Source organism: Nonomuraea sp. NPDC048916 (assembly GCF_040649575.1).
Lineage (GTDB): Bacteria > Actinomycetota > Actinomycetes > Streptosporangiales > Streptosporangiaceae > Nonomuraea.
In genome coordinates this window covers 115,722-132,597 of record NZ_JBEZFS010000005.1, presented here as the reverse complement: position 1 = coordinate 132,597, position 16,876 = coordinate 115,722, and the positions used below count along the sequence as shown (strand labels likewise).

The window sequence follows — 16,876 nt, the reverse complement described above, 5'->3', positions numbered from 1 at the left end:
TGTCGGGAGATCTAAGCGCAAATGTAGCTTTGTTCGATCTTATTGTCTCGGATGACCCCAGCAGAGCTCGGCTGGCGACGTGCTGACGCTGCGGCTTCAAACGCACGGCGTTCAGGCCCTTGTTAGCTGCCGACGCACGTTCATGCCACTTGATCTTCGGTTGCGTGCTGCCAACTTCGATGACGCGAGCACCCGTATTTCGACACCCATCGAAGTGACAGCGCCCAAGTCGGGAGCAGGTCCCACTGTCATCTTCGCTGCGTCCAGACAGCGACTGTCTGGCGTTCGTCCATCGACCCCGCCTCTGACGTCCGTTCAGTCTCGATCGGGTGCTCGGCCGGGCGCCCGATCGTCCATGACGCCGTAAGCGGACGCCCGGAAGAGGAACGAGGCCCAGGACCGGTAGGGCCGCCACGCCTCGGCCAGTTTCCGGTACGCGGCCGGCGGCGCGTCCTCTGGCAGGCCGTACGCCTCGCGCAGCATCGCGAACAGACGCGGCTCGTCGCCGGGGAACGCGTCCGGCGCGCCCGCGCCGCGGATCAGGATCAGGCCCGCGGAGAACGGCCCCACGCCGGGCAGCGCGCGCAGTTGGGCCAGGGCCTCCTCCGGGCTGAGCGCGCGCAGGTGCTCGGTGGTGAGGACGCCGTCGAGCGCCGCGCGAGCCAGCCCGCGCACCCACTCCTCCTTCTGCGCGGGCAGGCCGAGGCCCCCGGCCTCCAGCAGCGTCACGGGTGGGGGGAAGGCCGCGTACGTCCGCCCGTCCACGATGACCTTCGCGCCGTAGCGCTCCGCGATGCGCTGCTTGAGCCGTGAGGCGATGAGCATCGACGAGCGCTGTACGATCACCGCCCAGCACGCCGCTTCCCACGGGCTCCAGAAGCACACCGGCCGCAGGCCGGGGCGGCGCCGCAGCAGGTCGCCGAGGACCGGGTCGGCCTCGCCGAGCTTGGCGAAGCCGGCGCCGTCCACGTCGAGGGAGAGGATCCGCGCCACCTCGCCCCGGATCCCCGGCCCCGGGGCCCGGGTCGTGGAGACGGCGACCCCGTCCGGCGCGGCCGTCACGCTCACCCCGATCGGCAGCCAGTCGGACTCCGCCGCGTAGGCGAACCGCAGCGCCCGCCCGTCGGAGGGCAGCGCGCTGGTGGCCGGCCAGTCCTCGACGAAGCGCAGGCAGGCGCCGAAGTCGAATGGGCCCTCGGCGGTGAGCGTGAATCCGTGCACGGGCATGCGCGTATGTTAGGGGACCGCCGGACCGGTCACCGGCGGGGAGCCGCGCGCCGGGCGGCGGGCTGTTCGACCAGGGTGGCGCCGGTCTCCGCCTCCAGAGCCGGGGCGTAGCCGGCGGCTCGAAGCGCGTCCATCGTCTCCCGTTCGGGGCTCGCGCTGATCAGCACGGTCGGCGCGATCAGCCGCAGGCCGAGTTTGCGCAGCGCCTTGGCGCCGGCGAGCTCCGCCAGGAGGGCTTCGTCCTCGGAGCGGACGCAGCAGCCGGATCGGACCACCCGCATCCGGCCGTGGGTCCGCCCGACGTCCTTGATCAGGTATTCCAGTGGCTGGGGGAGGTCGCCCTGGGCCACGGCTCGCAGTCGTTCGACCAGCTCCCCGGCCTCGTGACCGGCATCGAGCGCGTGTCGTAGCGAAGCGGGGGAGATCCGCCACACCACGGCGTGACCTTCGGACTCACGCGTGCCCACCGCGTTGAGCAGGGCGGCCAGGGTCGCCTCCGGCGTGCCGCTCACCACGGCCGTCAGGTCGGTCTGGAAGCGGGCGGTGGTCTGCGGCGTGGGCAGCAGGTCGGTGAGGACGGGGGTGAGGGCCGGCTCCGGCTTGCGCCAGGCCTGGCCGGTGCGGAGCAGGCCGAGCAGGGCATGGCCGATCGTGGTCAGGGTCTCCTGGGCGACGACGCCGAGGAGCTGGGCCTCGCGCAGGGTGGCGCCGATCCGCTCGGCGCCGGCCATGCCCTCGGCGATGCGTATGGGGCGGTGCCAGGTCGCGGCGGCCAGGAGGTATTCGGGCGCTCCGGCGACGCGGCGGCCCGGGGCGGTGGCCAGCGCCTCCAGCAGGGCGTAGCGGAGGCCGACGGCGTCGGGGTCGTCCGCGCCGGCCAGGGCGACCGGCGTCTGGTCGGGGTCGGGCCACCACAGCGGGATGTCGCGGCAGGTGACCCAGGCGGCGAGGACCGGCACCAGCCGTTCGGCGGCAGGATGTGACAGCCACCGGTCGTAGCGCGTGGTCGGCAGCACCACGTAGGTGGGGTCGGGGGCCTTGGCGCGGCGGTTGGCGGGTCGCTCGGCAGGCTCGGCCAGCGGGCCCAGCAGGTCGGCCCGGATGCACAGTTCGAGCAGGAAACGGACGGTCTCCTCTGGCTGGCCGACGTGCTTGGCCAGCCGTCTGGTGTCGCGGACCGCGACCCCTCCGGCCTTGCGCACGGCGAGCGGCTGCTCGGCGCAGCCGGCCAGCAGCCGTTCGAGCTGCCAGGCCACGGCGACCACGGCGGCCTGGGACGCGGCCTCGGCTCGCTCGGCGGGAGGCAGGTCGGCGGGAGGGATGGGACGGCGCGGGTGGAACGCGGCCCGCAGCTCGCCGCGGACCGCCATCGCGACCTCCAACGGGAGCTCCGCCACACCGGGCAGGCCGGAGGGGAGGAGCAGCCCCCGGGCGGCCAGCCAGTCGACTCCCTCGTGGCCGGACCCGCCGGGGAAGAAGGTGTATCTGCCGGTGGAGCTGTAGCCGTAGGGGCCCGCGGGGTGGAAGCAGCGGGTCTCGAGCAGGGGGCCCTCGTGGGCGAGCCGCTCCAGCAGCTTCACGGCCGGCTCGGGCGCCTTCTCCAGCAGCGCGCGCAGGCGCGTGGGGTCGGTCAGGCAGGCCACGACGTTCTGCTCGGCGGACGGCCGGTTCGTCGCCTTCTCCAGGCCCAGCCCCGCGGCCACGCGGTGCACCTCGGGCGCGTTGAAGTGGCGGGAGATCAGCTGCCCGGCCGGCCGGCCCAGCGACATGCCGCCCGTCATGGCCCGGTGGACGAAGTTGTGCGCCACCACCTGCTCGCCGTGTGGCGGCAGCAGGAGCGCCTGGTCGGCCAGACTGCCCAGCGTCGCCTCGGCCTCGGCCCGGAGGCCGGCGTCCTCGCCGGCCAGCAGGTCCAGCACGGCGGCCCGGGAGACCGCGCGCTCCGCGGGGTCGGGTGAGCGCCAGCGCTCCTCGGGGAACGGACCGTGCCGCTGGCGGGCCAGCCACGAGACGGCACTCAGCGCCTCGACTTCCGGAAGGGTGCTGTATTTCACCAGCTCGGCGGCCACATGGTCCTGGCTGAGCAGGTGGGCGTAGTCCCGCAGCGACGGCTCGCGGCCGCGCCTGCGCAGGGCGGCGCGGTCGGCGATGAGGCCGAGTTGTTCGCGCGTGCGCGTGGCGAGCCAGTCCATCAGGGGATTGCCGGGCATGACCGAAAGCGTAATACGCGGTGAAGCCCGGGCCGGCGAATCGCGCGATCCGGGTCATGGCCGTCCCGGGAACCCCGGCGCACAGCCTCCCTGGACGCCCGCCTGATCGTGAGGCGGCGCGGGAACGGTACGGGAGGTGTCCGCGGGGAACGGACTCCGCATGAGTGACGAAACCGCTGGTCGCCGCCCCCGAGGGCTCGACGACGCGACCGTTGACGCGCTGGGCGTGCTGTCGTGCGCGCTGGAAACGGTGCAGCGGGCCCGCGGCCACCTGTACGCCTTCCACCAGTTGACCGGGACCGCCCACCGGGAGCTGGAGGAGGCCATCGAGTCGCTGCGCGCCGCCGGCCACGACGCGCAGGCCGACCTGCTGGCGACCGAGCTGCTCGGCCGTGACGTGCTCGCCGGCCGGTGGACGTTCCAGGTGGTCGAGGAGTACGACGACGGTTACCACCGGTGCTTCGTCGACCTGGAGGAGAGGGTCAGGGACGAGCTGGCGGGGGGCGTACGGCACATCTACGAGGCGGAGATGAAGGAGCGGCAGCAGCGGAAGTGACACACGCTCCCGAGTCAGGGCCAGGCGATGAGCTGGAACGCGACTTCCGGAACGTCTTCCGCCACGCCCCAGTCGACGGCGACGTCGCGGACGAAGCAGCGGGCGGAGGCCAGGCATCTCCCGTGACGGGGGATCCCCTTCTCGCCGAGGACGGGAACGAGCCGGTCCGGCGCGTACGCACGGGATGCACCTTGGCTTGCTCGGCGGATTCGTCATCGCAACCCTGGATGGCGGAACCGACGTCCTGTGTGCGGAGACGGCCGTCCGGGGTCGCACCACCAGCGACCAAGAGGATGTCACGGCGGCGATCGAGCGTTTCGAGGCCATCCGGACCGACGCGTTGCCGCGGAACATGTCCCTTGAGCTCATCAAGAAGACGGCGGAGGAACGATGGACCTGAGCAAGGCCCATCTCGGCCGGGGAGGTCTGGTGGCGGCGAACGCCCTGTCGACCTCGGCCGTGAAGAAATCCTCACCCTCGTCGCCAGCGGCCATACCCGCCGCAGCTCGGGGTCGTCGATCGATCGCCATCCGGATCAGGCCGGTGTGCAGTTCGCGTAGTGCGATCTCGCTGCTGCGCTGCTGCGCTGCTGCTCTTCTCGTGCGATCGTCAGTTCCTCGCGCTGGTTACGCAGCTCACGTCCTTGCAGAAAGAGCGTGACGGCGATGCCGACGAAGGCGACACCCGAGAAGAAGACGCCTACCGGCGACAGTGCCTCGCCGATCCTGGACCAGCGATCGAGTGTCTTTTCGTCTGCGTGCAGCAGGAGAAACGCGGGCACGACGAGACTGGTCGTCACCAAAGTGACTCCGATGAGCGGAACCAGGAAAACAGTGAAAGTCCTCACCCATGCGCGGCCCACTACCGGAACATAACCGGAGGCCGGTTGATCGTCTACACTCGCGTGTCACACACTTGCCATGAAGTCGTCGAAGGGAACGGCTGTCCGCCTTAGCCGGACCGCCTTCTTCTCGAGTGCGGCGAGCGCGCCGGCATCGTGGGTGATCCATCCTCCCGCCTGAAAACCGATCTCGCCATAATCGTGGATCAATGCGGTGTGCCGGTCGAAAAGCAGAAAATCGAAATGGTCGTCATCGGGCAACCTCATGATCGGGTCGCATCGTACGATCTCGATGTTCTCCCCCATTTCCCGGCGAATGCGGTAGGCGATGAGCTCGTATTCGAGGCAGGGCGTCAGTGGCTCCTGCACCAGCCGGATGCGGGCATAGTCGATCCTTCTGGGACGTCTTCGTACAGCCCTCTTTCGGTGGCCGACTCCTGTCGCAGCAACCGCTCGGCTTCGCCGACATCGCTTCGTTCGAAGGCGGCCTGGGAGTTGTTGGTCTCTCGCTCCCGGTAGCTCTGCCAGCACTCGAGCTTGAGAAAGCGGACCTCGGTGCGCGACCAGGCTCGGGAAAACTCCGTCCCGAACTCGTCGAGGCTCAGTCGCCTGCCTGACTCGATTGCCCAGGATGGAGGACGCATCTATAACTCCGGAATGTCGCTCTTCGCTGAGATCAAGGTTGCGCGGGAGATTCGTACGATTCGTTCGCCCGCCGCGCACCTTGCGTCATGGAGAGGTTGGACGCCGATCTGGTCGGTTATATCGGAACCGATGACGGCGAAGTCGCCGTCGTCGAGCTCGATGATATCCGGCGACCCGGTCGCGGCCGTGGTGTCGCCGCGCTCTTTCGGGGTCTTGCCGAGACGTCGAACCGCTCTCATGTGGCCATCCCCTCTCATGGGCGGACATCAACTCCGCTGTACCATCGAGTGGCTATAATTGCAAGAAACTCGATTTATCCACAATAGTGGTGCATAAATAGCGCACACCCAGTTGAATTCCATCACGTTTCGCGGACGTGCCACCGTCAGGTCAGGACGTCTCGTGCCAGGCGATGAGCTGGAACCAGACGGACTTGCCGTGCCGGGTGACGGTCCAGCCCCAGTCGTGGGACAGGGTCTGGACGATGGCGAGCCCTCGGCCGCCGACGTCGAACCGGCCGGCCAGGCGAAGGCAGGGGAGCGTGGGGCAGGTGTCATGGACGTCGACCACGATCAGCTCCCGCTCACGGCTGACCGAGATGCGGATGGCGCCCTCGCTCCCGTGTGTGATGGCGTTGGTGACGAGCTCGGAGACCAGGAGCTCGGCCACTTCCGCCACGTCCTGGCCCGTCTGCCAGTCGATCGCCACGTCACGCACGAACCGGCGCGCGGAGGCCAGGCATCGCTCGTCGCGCGGGATCCACTTGTCGCCGAGCACGGGAAGGAGCCGGTCGGGCACGTGACGGTGCTCGGCCAGTGCGGTGCGGGCCTTGAGCGCCTCTTTCATGAACGATCTCCCGGTCTCGGATTCACCACGGCGAGATTGACTGTCTGTCATTACTCTCGGTAGTGGGTCCATTACCAATACCGCGTTTTGAACGCCGCGTCCATGGGCCGAACTCCGACAAAGCGGGCCGGCTGCCGATCGTCGACCGGGAGAACCACCAGTGGGCTAGATAGTCGGCGTGTCCTCGGTGGTGTGAGGCCGAACAGGCCGCAGGGCCCCGAGGAGGAGAGCGGGGCTCGATGTAGGCGCCGTAGCCGAAGATGCGATCCGTCAGCCGCGCGCCGCGTCCAGGACCTTCCCGGCGTCGCGTTCGAAGGAGGCGCGAGCGCCGAGGGTGAGCAGGCCGCCGATGACCATCGGCGGCACCAGGATGTACATGCCGGACAGCAGCGACCCCATCTGGTCGGAGGCGATGCCCACGACCAGCGACCCGAACGCGCCGCCCGCCGTGATCAGCAGCTGCAGCACACCGAAGCCGAGCCCGCGCACGCCGGCCGGGACCACGTCCGCGACGCAGGCCATCATGTTCGGGATGGCGATCGACATGAGCGAGCAGGCCAGCAGGGTCAGGGCCGCGAGCCCGGTGATCGAGTCCATGGAGAGCGCGACCGCCAGCACGGCGGAGCCGATCGTGATGCCGCCGCCGCCGGCCAGCAGCCGGCCGCCCTTGCGGGTGCCGTGCCACCTGCGGCCCAGCCACGAGCCGACCAGGGTGCCCGTCAGCGTGCCCGCGATGGTGATCAGGCCGCTGAGCGAGCCGGCCGCGCCGGCGCCCACGCCGAAGGCGCGCACCATCAGCGAAGGGAGCCAGTAGAAGACGCCGGCCAGGCCCAGGGTGAGCAGGCTGAGGCCCGCGCAGACGAAGAGCAGCGTGGGGATGGTCAGCACCTGGCGGACCTGCGGCCAGAACGGCGGCTTCGCGGCGGGGACGGCGTCGTCCGAGTGCCCGTCCGGGGGCACGGTCGGGAGCGTGGCCGGGGAGGTGGCGGGGGGTGTGGCCGTCGCAGCGGTGCCGGACGACGGGGTGAGCTTGGCGACCAGCCGGTCCAGCTCGCCGCGGCCGGGCTCGCGCAGCCGCCAGACGAGCCAGGCCGTCAGCAGCCCCGGGACGACCATGATGAGGAACGCGCTCCGCCAGCCGTACGCCTGCCCGAGGACACCGCCGAGCAGCGTGCCGACACCGCCCAGGTAGGTCGTCACCCGCGTCAGCCCGTACGCCTTGGCCCGGCTGACCGGCGGGTAGTAGTCGGCGAGCAGGCTGCCCGAGGCGGGGTTGTCGATGTTCTCGGCCGCGGCGAGCAGCACGCGCATCAGGTAGAACATCGCGAACCCGGTCGCGAGGCCCGAGCCGAGCGTCGCCACCGCCCAGATGACGACGACGGTCGCGATGATGCGGGTGCGGTCGCGCCGGTCGGCCAGGTAACCGGCGGGGAGCGCGACCAGCGCGCCGGCCAGCGCGGCGGCCGTGGGGATGGAGCCCGCGGCGGTGTCGCTGAAGCCCCACTCCTTCTGCACCAGCGGCAGCACGCCGGACAGCAGGTTGTACTCGATGCGGTCGACGAGCCCGACGATGAACAGCACGACCAGTGGCGCCCAGCCGAAAGGCGCGGGCTTGCCCGCGTCGATCTCCCCCGTGCGAGGCGCTCCGAACGTCCCGACCATGCGAGTCCTTTCACGAGGCAACTCTAGAATCTCGTTCTAGGTGAACGTTCTAGCCAGAGTGGCAGAAGTCACAGGATTCGTAAATGGGTGATTTGTGGAAGGATCCAGCGGGTGCGAAGGATGCGGGGCGCGCTGCTCGTCGCGGGGACGACCTCCGACGCGGGCAAGAGCGTGGTGACCGCCGGCATCTGCCGGTGGCTGGCCCGCCAGGGCGTCCGGGTCGCGCCGTTCAAGGCGCAGAACATGTCGCTGAACTCCTACGTCACCACCGACGGCGCCGAGATCGGCCGGGCCCAGGCGATGCAGGCCAGGGCCGCGGGCCTCGAACCCGTCGCCGACATGAACCCGATCCTGCTCAAGCCCGGCAGCGACCGCCGCAGCCAGGTCGTGCTGCTCGGCCGGCCCGTCGCCGACGTGGACGCGATGGAGTACGGCCGCCTCAGAGATCTGCTGCGCGACACGGCGCTGCGGTCGCTGGACCGGCTCAGGAGCGACCACGACGTGGTGATCTGCGAGGGAGCCGGCAGCCCCGCCGAGATCAACCTGCGCCGGGGCGACCTCGCCAACATGGGCCTGGCCCGGGCCGCGAACCTGCCCGTCATCGTGGTGGGCGACATCGACCGGGGCGGCGTGTTCGCCGCGTTCTACGGCACGGTCGGCCTGCTGGACGCCGCCGACCAGGCGCTGGTCTCCGGCTTCGTGGTGAACAAGTTCCGGGGCGCCCGTGAGCTCCTCGAACCCGGGCTCGACCTGCTCCGCGAGCTGACCGGCCGCGACGTCTACGGCGTGCTGCCGTGGGTCGACGGGCTCTGGCTGGACGTCGAGGACTCGCTGGCCCTGGACCACCGGTCCGTCGCCGTCGGCGCGCCGTACGGACGGCAGACGTTGCGCGTGGCGGTGGTGCGGCTGCCGCGGATCTCCAACTTCACCGACCTCGACGCGCTGGCCGCCGAGCCGGGTGTCATGGTGCGGTTCGTTACGGACCCGGCCGAGCTGGACGACGCCGACCTGGTGGTGCTGCCCGGCTCACGGGCCACTGTCGGCGACCTCGGCTGGCTGCGCGACACCGGCCTGGCCGCCGCGCTGGCCGCGCGCGAGGGGCCGATCCTGGGCATCTGCGGCGGCTACCAGATGCTCGGCCGGGAGATCGTCGACGAGGTGGAGTCGGGCGCGGGCCGCGTCGAGGGGCTCGGCCTGCTGCCGGTCCGCGTCGAGTTCGCCGGGGCGAAGACGCTCGGCCGTCCGGCCGGTCACGCCTACGGCCACCCCGTCACCGGTTACGAGATCCACCACGGCGTCGCGACCGTCGAGGGCGGCGAGCCGTTCCTGGACGGCTGCCGCGTCGCGAACGTCTGGGGCACCACCTGGCACGGGGCGCTGGAGAACGACGCCTTCCGCCGCGCCTTCCTGGCCGACGTCGCCGGGGAGGCCGGGCGCGCCTTCGTCCCCGCTCCCGGCACCGACTTCGCCCGGCTGCGGGAGGAACGCCTCGACGCCCTCGGCGACCTGGTCGAGCGGCACCTCGACACCGCCGCGCTGCTCCGCCTCATCGAGCACGGGCCGCCCGCCGTGCCGGTCCTGCCGCCCGGCGTGATCAGCCCGTCCTCGCCCTCCGCTGGGCGCTGATCCAGGCGTCGACGAGCTCCCACCGGCCGTACAGCCCAGCGGATCCGCTCCTCCCGGTGTAAACGGGATTGCCGGATGCCGGAAGGCAGGCCGCCCGTCGGCTGCCGGAGTGAGCCCATGACGCCGCCGCGCCGGAGCGGGACCATGTCTGCATGACAGCAGTGGTGCAGGCCGAAGGGCTGACGAAGTACTACGGCAGACGCAGGGGCCTGGAGGATCTCACGCTCGACATTCAGCCGGGCGAGATCTTCGGCTACCTGGGGCCGAACGGCGCGGGCAAGACCACCACGATCCGGTTGCTCCTCGACGTGATCAGGCCGACCCGCGGCCACGTGCGCGTCCTGGGCGCCGGCTCGCGGGAGGCCGCGGTCCGGGCCCGGATCGGCTACCTGCCAGGCGACCTGGTGCTGGGGGACCGGGAACCCGCCAGGGACTACCTGGAGTTCCTCGGCAGGGTGCGCGGCGGGGTGCCGGGCAGCCGGATCGACGCGCTGGCCGAGCGGCTCGACGCCGACCTGTCCGTGCCGATGCGCAAGCTCTCCAAGGGCAACCGGCAGAAGGTCGGGCTGATCCAGGCGTTCATGCACGAGCCGGAGTTCCTCATCCTGGACGAGCCGACCGGCGGCCTCGACCCCCTGGTGCAGCAGGAGTTCCTCGCCATGGTCCGCGAGGTGCGCACCTCCGGCCGCACGGTGCTGATGTCCTCGCACGTGCTCGCCGAGGTGGAGCACGTGTCGGACCGGGTGGGCATCGTACGGGCCGGCCGGCTGGTCGCCGTCGAGAACGTGGCGGCGCTGCGCGAGAAGGCGGTGCGCCGCGTGGAGTTCCACTTCGACGCCCCCGTGCCGCGCGAGGCGTTCGAGGGCCTGCCGGGCGTGCGCGACCTGCGCGTGGAGGGGGCCAGCGTGCGCTGCACGATCGACGGCCGGCCGGACCCCCTGATCAAGGCGGCCGCCCGCTTCACCGTCGTGCACATGGTCAGCGCCGAGCCCGACCTGGAGGAGATCTTCCTCACCTACTACAGCGAGGAGGACCGCGATCATGATCTCCAAGAGTCTGCGTGACGCCCGCCGGACGCTCATCTGGTGGACGATCGGCATCAGCGCCTTCATGGCGCTCTATCTCGGCACCTACGAGAGCATCAAGCAGAGCCCGGAGGTCTACGGCCCGGCGGCGCTGGCCAAGTTCCCCGGAGCGCTCAAGGATCTCATGGGCGGCCTCGAGGACTTCACCTCCGGCACCGGCTATCTGCAGTCGGTGGTCTACCAGCTGTTCGTCCCGTTCCTGTTCATCGTCTGCGCGACGGCCCTGGCCAACCGGGCGCTCGCCGGCCCCGAGGAGTCGGGCGCGCTGGAGCTGATCGTCACGCTGCCCGTCGACCGCCGCCGGCTGGTGCTGGACCGGTTCGTCTCGATCGCGCTCGGCCTGCTGGCGGTGGCCGCCGTGACCCTCCTGGTCACCTGGGCGATGGCCGAGACCGTCGGCATGGGCGTCACCTTCGACCGGATCCTCGCCGCCCACCTCGGCGTCTACCTGCTCGCGCTGCTCTTCGCCACCGTGGCGCTGGCCGTGGGCGCGGCCACCGGCCGCAAGTCGGCGGCCTCGGCGGTCATGGGCGTCTGGGCCGTGCTCGGCTACATGATCATCACGATCGGCAGGAACGTCGAGGCCATCGCCTGGCTGAAGTGGGTCTCGCCGTTCCACTACTACGCCGAGGGCAGGCCGCTGTACGAGGGCCTGCCGGTCGGGGACTACCTTGTGCTGGCCGGCGCGACGGCCGTGCTGGCGCTCACCGCGGTCCTCGCCTTCGACAGGCGTGACGTAGGAGTCTGACAGTGGCCCCAGAGGCGCCCGCCGACCTGCTCGGCGGGCACTTACAGACGCTGGCCGAGGCGGCCGCCACCGGGCGGCCGCCCGGCCGGGCGGCGCTCGACGGCTACCGCGAGGCGGGCGGGCGGGCCGCCCGCCTCGGGATCCCGCTCCGGTCGCTCGTCGACGCCGCGCTCGCGGCGGCCGAGGGCATGGCCGGCGGCGCCGTGCTGCCCGCCCTCCGCCGTGCCGTGTCGGCCCTGATGGAGGGATACGAGCAGGCGCAGCAGGTCGCGTTCCGCGAGGAGGAGGCGGCCCGCAGGGAGTTCGTCGACGACCTGCTCCTCGGCCGCGCGGAACGGCTGGCCGAGCGGGCCGAGCACTTCGGGCTGCGGCTGGCCGAGTCGTACGTGGTGGCCGTGGCCGGCGGCCTCAAGGACGGCGACCAGGACCGCATCGAACGCGACCTGATCGCCCGCTTCGGCTCCCACAACATCCTGGTCGCGGTCCGCGACGGCCGGCTCGTCTGCGTGGTCCCGGCCACCCTCCCGGCGGCGGTGGGGGAGTTCGCCCACCACGTGCGCTCGCGGTTCGCGCCCGGCTGGCGGATCGGGGTCGGCCGCCCGCAGCGTGGCCCGGGCGGCGTGGTCGCCTCCTACCGGGAGGCCGTGGGCGCGCTCGACCTGGCCGACCGGCTCGGGCTCCGGCCGGACGTCGTCAAGGCCGCCGACCTGCTCGTCTTCCCCGTGCTGCTGCGTGACCGCGGCGCGATGGAGGACCTGGTGACGAGCGTGCTGAGCCCGCTGCTGCACACGCGGGGCGGGCACGAGCCGCTCCTGGAGACCCTGGAGGCGGTCTTCGCCTCGCACGGCAACCACGCGGCGGCGGCGCGCCGCCTCGGGCTCAGCACCCGCGCCATCACCTACCGCCTCGAACGCATCCGCCGCCTGACCGGCTTCTCACCCGAGGACCCGACACAGCGCTTCACGCTGGAGACCGCCGTCCTCGGCGCCCGGCTGCTCGACTGGCCCTGGCCCTGATCCGGGTCACACCGGGCGGCGGCCCGCCTCGGGTCACGGCCGGCGGGATCGGCGTAGCCGCCTATCCGGGCGAGGCTCGCGCGGCCGGTGGCCGGCATGACGCCCGTCATCAGCTCGTCCACGGTCCGCAACGCCGACCTGGCCCGGATGAGCACCGCCGCCCTGCTGAGGCTGCCCGCGCCGGAGATCTCGCGCAGAGTACGCGGATGCCGTTACTCCAGCTGCATGTGTTCAACCTAGTGTGCGATACCCGGTGCGATAACGCATGATTTATCCCTCCCTGGGATGAGACGCGGCCTGCTCGCCTGCCGCAGAGTTCAGGGTGACCCGCCGGCTCCCAGAGAGGACCTCGACGCCCGTGACGTACCACCGCTCCGGTCTCGTCTTCACCGACCACACGATCACCGTCCCGCTCGACCACGCCCGCCCGGACGGGACGACGATCGAGGTGTTCGCGCGTGAGGCGGTCGCCGCGGACCGCCGCGGGAAGGACCTGCCCTGGCTGCTCTACCTGCAGGGCGGCCCGGGCCACAGCGCTCCCCGCTCGACGGTCGGCTGGCTGCCCCGCGCGACCCGCGACTACCGGGTGCTGCTGCTGGACCAGCGGGGCACCGGGCGCAGCACACCCGCCAACCGGCGGTCGCTGGCCCACCTCGCCGACCCGGCCGGCTACCTGCGCCACTTCCGGGCGGACTCGATCGTCAGGGACGCCGAGCTGTTCCGCGCGCACCTGGCCGGGGACCGGCCGTGGAGCGTGCTGGGACAGAGCTTCGGCGGTTTCTGCGCGCTCACCTACCTGTCGCTGGCCCCGGAAGGGCTGCGCGAGGTCATGATCGCGGGCGGGCTGCCGTCGCTGACGGCCGGTCCGGAGGAGGTGTACCGGGCGGCCTACCCGCGGGTCCTGGCGCACAACGAGCGCTTCTTCGCCCGCTATCCGGAGGACCAGGCGATCGCCCGCCGGGTGGTCGACCATCTCGGACGGCGCGAGGAGCTCCTGCCCGGCGGGGAGCGGCTGACCCGGCGGCGCTTCCAGAGCCTCGGCATCGCGCTCGGCGCGGACTCCACCTTCGACACGCTCCACCACCTGCTGGAAGAGGCGTTCGCCGACGACAAGGCGCTTTCGGACGTGTTCCTGCGCCGGGTGGACGCGATGGCGTCCTACACGGAGTACCCGTTGTACGCGCTGCTGCACGAGGCCGCGTACTGCCAGGGCGAGGCCTCCGGCTGGGCCGCGCACCGGGTGCTCGGCGAGTTCCCGGAGTTCGACCCGGAGCCGGGCGGGCAGGTCCGGTTCCTCGGCGAGATGATCTTCCCGTGGCACTTCGAGGAGGACCCGGCGCTCATCCCGCTGCGCGACTGCGCCGAGGAGCTGGCCGCGCACCGGGCCTGGCCCCGCCTGTACGACCCGGACCGGCTGAGCCGCAACGAGGTGCCCGTGTCCGCGGTGATCTACTACGACGACATGTACGTGGAACGCGAGCACTCCCTCCGCACGGCCGGCATGGTACGGGGCCTGACCTGGTGGATCACCAACGAGTACGCCCACGACGGCCTGAAGGCGTCGGACGGGGCCGTCCTGGACCGGCTCATCACGATGGTGCGGCGGTGAACCCTGGGCGCCGCCACCGGCGCCGAGTGGGCCGGGGCGACCTCGGTCGGCCACAGGCGCGGTCCCAGAAGTAGCCCTCCCGCCGGGGGAGGTCTTCCCGATCGGACCCGCCCGCGGCAGCCGGAGGTCGCGGGCGGGTTCCACCATGAGCCGCCCGGCTACGGGACGAGCAGCAGCTTGCCCGTGGTGCGGCGGGCCGCGAGGTCCTCGTGGGCCCGCGCGGCCTCCGCCAGCGGGTAGCGGTGGGAAATGTTGATCTTCAGCTGGCCGGAGGCGATCCACCCGAACACGTCGGCGGCCCGCGCCAGCAGCTCGTCACGCTCGGCGATGTAATGGACCAGGGTGGGCCTGGTGAGGAAGAGCGACCCGTTCTGGTTGAGCCGCTGCGGATCGAACGGCGGCACCGGCCCGCTGGCCCCGCCGAACAGCGCCATGAGCCCGCGCGGCCGCAGCGCCACCAGCCCGCCGTCGAAGGTGGCGGCGCCCACCCCGTCGTAGACGACGTCCATCCGGTCGCGCAACGCCTCGGCGAAGTCGTCGTAGCGCAGCACCTCGTCGGCCCCCGCCTCGCGGGCCAGCTTCTCCTTCTCCTCGGTGGACACCGTGCCGAACACCCTGGCGCCCCTGAGCTTGGCCAGCTGGACGAGCAGCTGCCCCATGCCTCCGGCGGCGGCGTGCACGAGCACGTTGTCGCCCTCGCGCACCACGTGGGTGGAGTGCGTGAGGTAGTGGGCCGTCATCCCCTGGAGCATCGCGGCGGCGGCCACGTCGGCCGGCACCCCGTCGGGCACGGGCACCACCCGGCCGGCGGGAACCACGGCCTTCTCGGCGTAGCTGCCGAGCACGTTCGCCCAGGCCACGGTGTCGCCCACGGCCACGTCGCGCACGCCCGGCCCCACGGCGGACACGACGCCGGCCCCCTCCGACCCGATCGGAGTCGGCAGCGGCAGCGGGTAGGCGCCCGAGCGGTGGTAGATGTCGATGAAGTTGACCCCGCTCGCCGCGACGTCGACCACCACCTCCCCCTCTCCCGGCACGGGATCGGGATGCTCGGCGTATTCGAGGACCTCTGGACCGCCCTGGGCGGTGATGACTATGGCACGCATGCTCCTAGTCAACCCCGCCCGGAGCCACGCATTCCACCGGCCCCCGTTTCGCCCCCGCTCCGAAGGCGCGGAAGAGGTCTAGGGCTCCTTCTCGCCGCGTAGCTCGAAGTCGTCGAACGCCGTCTTCATCAGTGACGGGCTGCCCTTCGGCGTGCGCGCGAACACCCCGACGGCGCCGTTGCCGATGCCGTTGGGGTCGTCGACCTGGTGGATCCGGTCGCCGTTCACCCACATCGTCAGCCGCACGGCGCTGCCGCGCTGCTCGCAGGCGGCCTCGATGCGGGCCGTGCCCGGCAGGTCGTCGACCTTGACCGGCTGTGCCAGGGTGCCGCCCGAGCCGTCGAAGATCCGCCGGATGCGGGCGTTGCCCGTCGTGTCGAGGCCGAACTCGTAGTAGGTGTCCGCCTCGGCGGCGTGGCAGTAGACGCCGTACTCGCCGCTGCCGGTGATGTGCTTGACCTCCGCGGTGACGCCGACGAGCACGGTCTCGGGCAGTATCGGCGTGGGCGTGGCCGACGGGTCGGGCGTGGTCGTGGGCTTGGCGTACAGGAACGGCACCGGGGCCTGACCCCAGCGCTCCTCGTGGTTCTTCTCCACGTCGAGGCCGTAGGTGCCGTCGGTCCGGTAGCCGTAGCTGGTCGAGTCCTCGTGGTCGTATCTGCCGTTCCAGCCGCCGGTGGTCTGTGTGAAGTCCTCCCGGTAGAGGACCGCGAGGTCGGGCGGGCCGCCGGGCGTGAGCACCGCCCACGCCGCCACACCCGCGCCCACGACGACCGCCGCGGCCACGGCCAGCCCCAGGATCAGGCGGCCCCTGTCGGCGCGGTAGGGCCCCGCCTGGGGCAGCGGAGCGGTGTGCTGCTGCCAGGCGGCCTGCACGCTCCTGGCCGCCTGCTCCGGCGCGGCCGAGCGGCCCACGAGTTGGTCGAGCAGCTGCTGCGCGGTCGGCCGCCGGGCCGGGTCCTTCTGCAGCGCGGCCCTGACCAGCTCGCGCATCGACGGGTCGACGTCGTCGAGGTTGGGCTCGGTGTTGAGCACCTGGTAGACGATCGTGGGCAGCGTGTCGCCGGGGAACGGCGCCTTCCCGCTGGCGGCGTACGCCACCAGGCAGCCCCACGAGAACACGTCGCAGGCCGGCGAGACCGGCTCGCCGCGCAGCATCTCGGGCGCCATGTAGCGGGGCGTGCCGACGAGCTCGCCGGTGCCGGTGACCCCGCCCAGCGTGTCGAGCGCCCGGGCGATGCCGAAGTCGATCACCCGGGGCCCGACCGGCGACAGCAGCACGTTGGACGGCTTGAGATCGCGGTGCACCACCCCCGCCCCGTGGATGGCGGTCAGCCCGGTCGCCACGCTGACGGCCAGCGCGTCGAGGCTCGACCCCTTGAGCGGGCCCGACTGCCGCACCGCGTCCTCCAGGTTGGGCCCCGGGACGTACTCGGTGACGACGTAGAGCTGGTCGCCGTCGAGCGCCGCCTCCAGCACCGCGGCCGTGCAGAACCTGCGCACCCGCCGGGCGGCGTCGGCCTCCCTGCGAAAGCGCATCCTGAACTGCTCGTGCTGGCTGAACTCGGGGTTGATCACCTTGACGGCGACCTGCTGCCCGGCGGCGTCCTCGGCGAGGTAGACCGTGCCCATCCCGCCCCGGCCCAACACGCTCAACAGCCTGAAGCGCCCGATGTGGGATGATTCACGGCTCACGGCG

At 71.7% G+C, this 16,876-nt stretch carries 16 protein-coding genes; 7 read left to right on the top strand and 9 right to left on the bottom strand.

Translation table 11 applies throughout. The features are described from left to right. Positions 1 to 315 precede the first annotated feature (315 nt). Both AB0C16_RS06450 and AB0C16_RS06445 read right to left on the bottom strand, forming a co-directional pair. Entirely contained in the window at positions 316 to 1,227 is a 912-nt protein-coding gene (locus AB0C16_RS06450) for a hypothetical protein (RefSeq protein ID WP_357679548.1), read from the bottom strand. A 29-nt stretch (positions 1,228 to 1,256) separates the two neighbouring features. Next, positions 1,257 to 3,437, bottom strand: a complete 2,181-nt coding sequence (locus tag AB0C16_RS06445) for a helicase-associated domain-containing protein (protein WP_357679546.1) — start codon at positions 3,435 to 3,437, stop codon at positions 1,257 to 1,259. Positions 3,438 to 3,597: 160 nt separating this feature from the next. On the opposite strand from AB0C16_RS06445, the gene AB0C16_RS06440 reads away from it, so the two are divergent. Further along, entirely contained in the window at positions 3,598 to 3,993 is a 396-nt protein-coding gene (locus AB0C16_RS06440) for a hypothetical protein (protein ID WP_357679544.1), read from the top strand. Between the two features lie 184 nt (positions 3,994 to 4,177). Then, positions 4,178 to 4,393, top strand: coding sequence for a Scr1 family TA system antitoxin-like transcriptional regulator (locus tag AB0C16_RS06435; protein ID WP_357679542.1), 216 nt, complete (start codon positions 4,178 to 4,180; stop codon positions 4,391 to 4,393). A gap of 135 nt (positions 4,394 to 4,528) precedes the next feature. On the opposite strand, the gene AB0C16_RS06430 is transcribed toward AB0C16_RS06435, so the two are convergent. The 5 genes from AB0C16_RS06430 to AB0C16_RS06410 form a co-directional block, all read right to left on the bottom strand. Further along, a complete protein-coding gene (locus tag AB0C16_RS06430; protein ID WP_357679540.1) occupies positions 4,529 to 4,792 on the bottom strand; it encodes a hypothetical protein in 264 nt (87 codons plus the stop codon). A 108-nt stretch (positions 4,793 to 4,900) separates the two neighbouring features. Next, positions 4,901 to 5,203 (bottom strand): DUF6879 family protein, encoded by a 303-nt coding sequence (locus AB0C16_RS06425; protein WP_357679538.1) that lies wholly within the window; start codon positions 5,201 to 5,203, stop codon positions 4,901 to 4,903. A 275-nt stretch (positions 5,204 to 5,478) separates the two neighbouring features. Continuing rightward, a complete protein-coding gene (locus tag AB0C16_RS06420) occupies positions 5,479 to 5,718 on the bottom strand; it encodes a hypothetical protein (RefSeq protein WP_357679536.1) in 240 nt (79 codons plus the stop codon). 151 nt (positions 5,719 to 5,869) lie between these two features. Then, positions 5,870 to 6,325: an ATP-binding protein gene (locus tag AB0C16_RS06415; RefSeq protein WP_357679534.1), complete on the bottom strand. Its 456-nt coding sequence runs from the start codon at positions 6,323 to 6,325 to the stop codon at positions 5,870 to 5,872. 270 nt (positions 6,326 to 6,595) lie between these two features. Beyond that, positions 6,596 to 7,987 carry an MFS transporter gene (locus AB0C16_RS06410; protein ID WP_357679532.1) on the bottom strand — a complete coding sequence of 464 codons (1,392 nt, stop codon included), beginning with the start codon at positions 7,985 to 7,987 and terminating at the stop codon, positions 6,596 to 6,598. 120 nt (positions 7,988 to 8,107) lie between these two features. Between AB0C16_RS06410 and AB0C16_RS06405 the strand changes: the two genes are divergently transcribed. From AB0C16_RS06405 to AB0C16_RS06385, 5 genes are all read left to right on the top strand, one after another. Continuing rightward, the gene (locus tag AB0C16_RS06405) at positions 8,108 to 9,613 is read left to right on the top strand and encodes a cobyric acid synthase (protein WP_357679902.1); all 1,506 of its coding nucleotides are present in this window, start codon (positions 8,108 to 8,110) and stop codon (positions 9,611 to 9,613) included. Between the two features lie 152 nt (positions 9,614 to 9,765). Further along, a complete protein-coding gene (locus tag AB0C16_RS06400; protein WP_357679529.1) occupies positions 9,766 to 10,677 on the top strand; it encodes an ABC transporter ATP-binding protein in 912 nt (303 codons plus the stop codon). Next, positions 10,655 to 11,446, top strand: coding sequence for an ABC transporter permease subunit (locus tag AB0C16_RS06395; RefSeq protein WP_357679527.1), 792 nt, complete (start codon positions 10,655 to 10,657; stop codon positions 11,444 to 11,446). Before AB0C16_RS06400 ends, AB0C16_RS06395 begins: the two co-directional genes overlap by 23 nt. Before the next feature lie 2 nt (positions 11,447 to 11,448). Beyond that, entirely contained in the window at positions 11,449 to 12,462 is a 1,014-nt protein-coding gene (locus tag AB0C16_RS06390; RefSeq protein ID WP_357679525.1) for a helix-turn-helix domain-containing protein, read from the top strand. Between the two features lie 358 nt (positions 12,463 to 12,820). Beyond that, on the top strand, positions 12,821 to 14,071 hold the full coding sequence (locus tag AB0C16_RS06385; protein ID WP_357679523.1) for an alpha/beta hydrolase: 1,251 nt from the start codon (positions 12,821 to 12,823) through the stop codon (positions 14,069 to 14,071). Positions 14,072 to 14,229: 158 nt separating this feature from the next. On the opposite strand, the gene AB0C16_RS06380 is transcribed toward AB0C16_RS06385, so the two are convergent. Both AB0C16_RS06380 and AB0C16_RS06375 read right to left on the bottom strand, forming a co-directional pair. After that, a complete protein-coding gene (locus tag AB0C16_RS06380; RefSeq protein ID WP_357679520.1) occupies positions 14,230 to 15,177 on the bottom strand; it encodes a quinone oxidoreductase in 948 nt (315 codons plus the stop codon). 78 nt (positions 15,178 to 15,255) lie between these two features. Continuing rightward, entirely contained in the window at positions 15,256 to 16,872 is a 1,617-nt protein-coding gene (locus tag AB0C16_RS06375; protein WP_357679518.1) for a serine/threonine-protein kinase, read from the bottom strand. Positions 16,873 to 16,876: the final 4 nt, after the last annotated feature.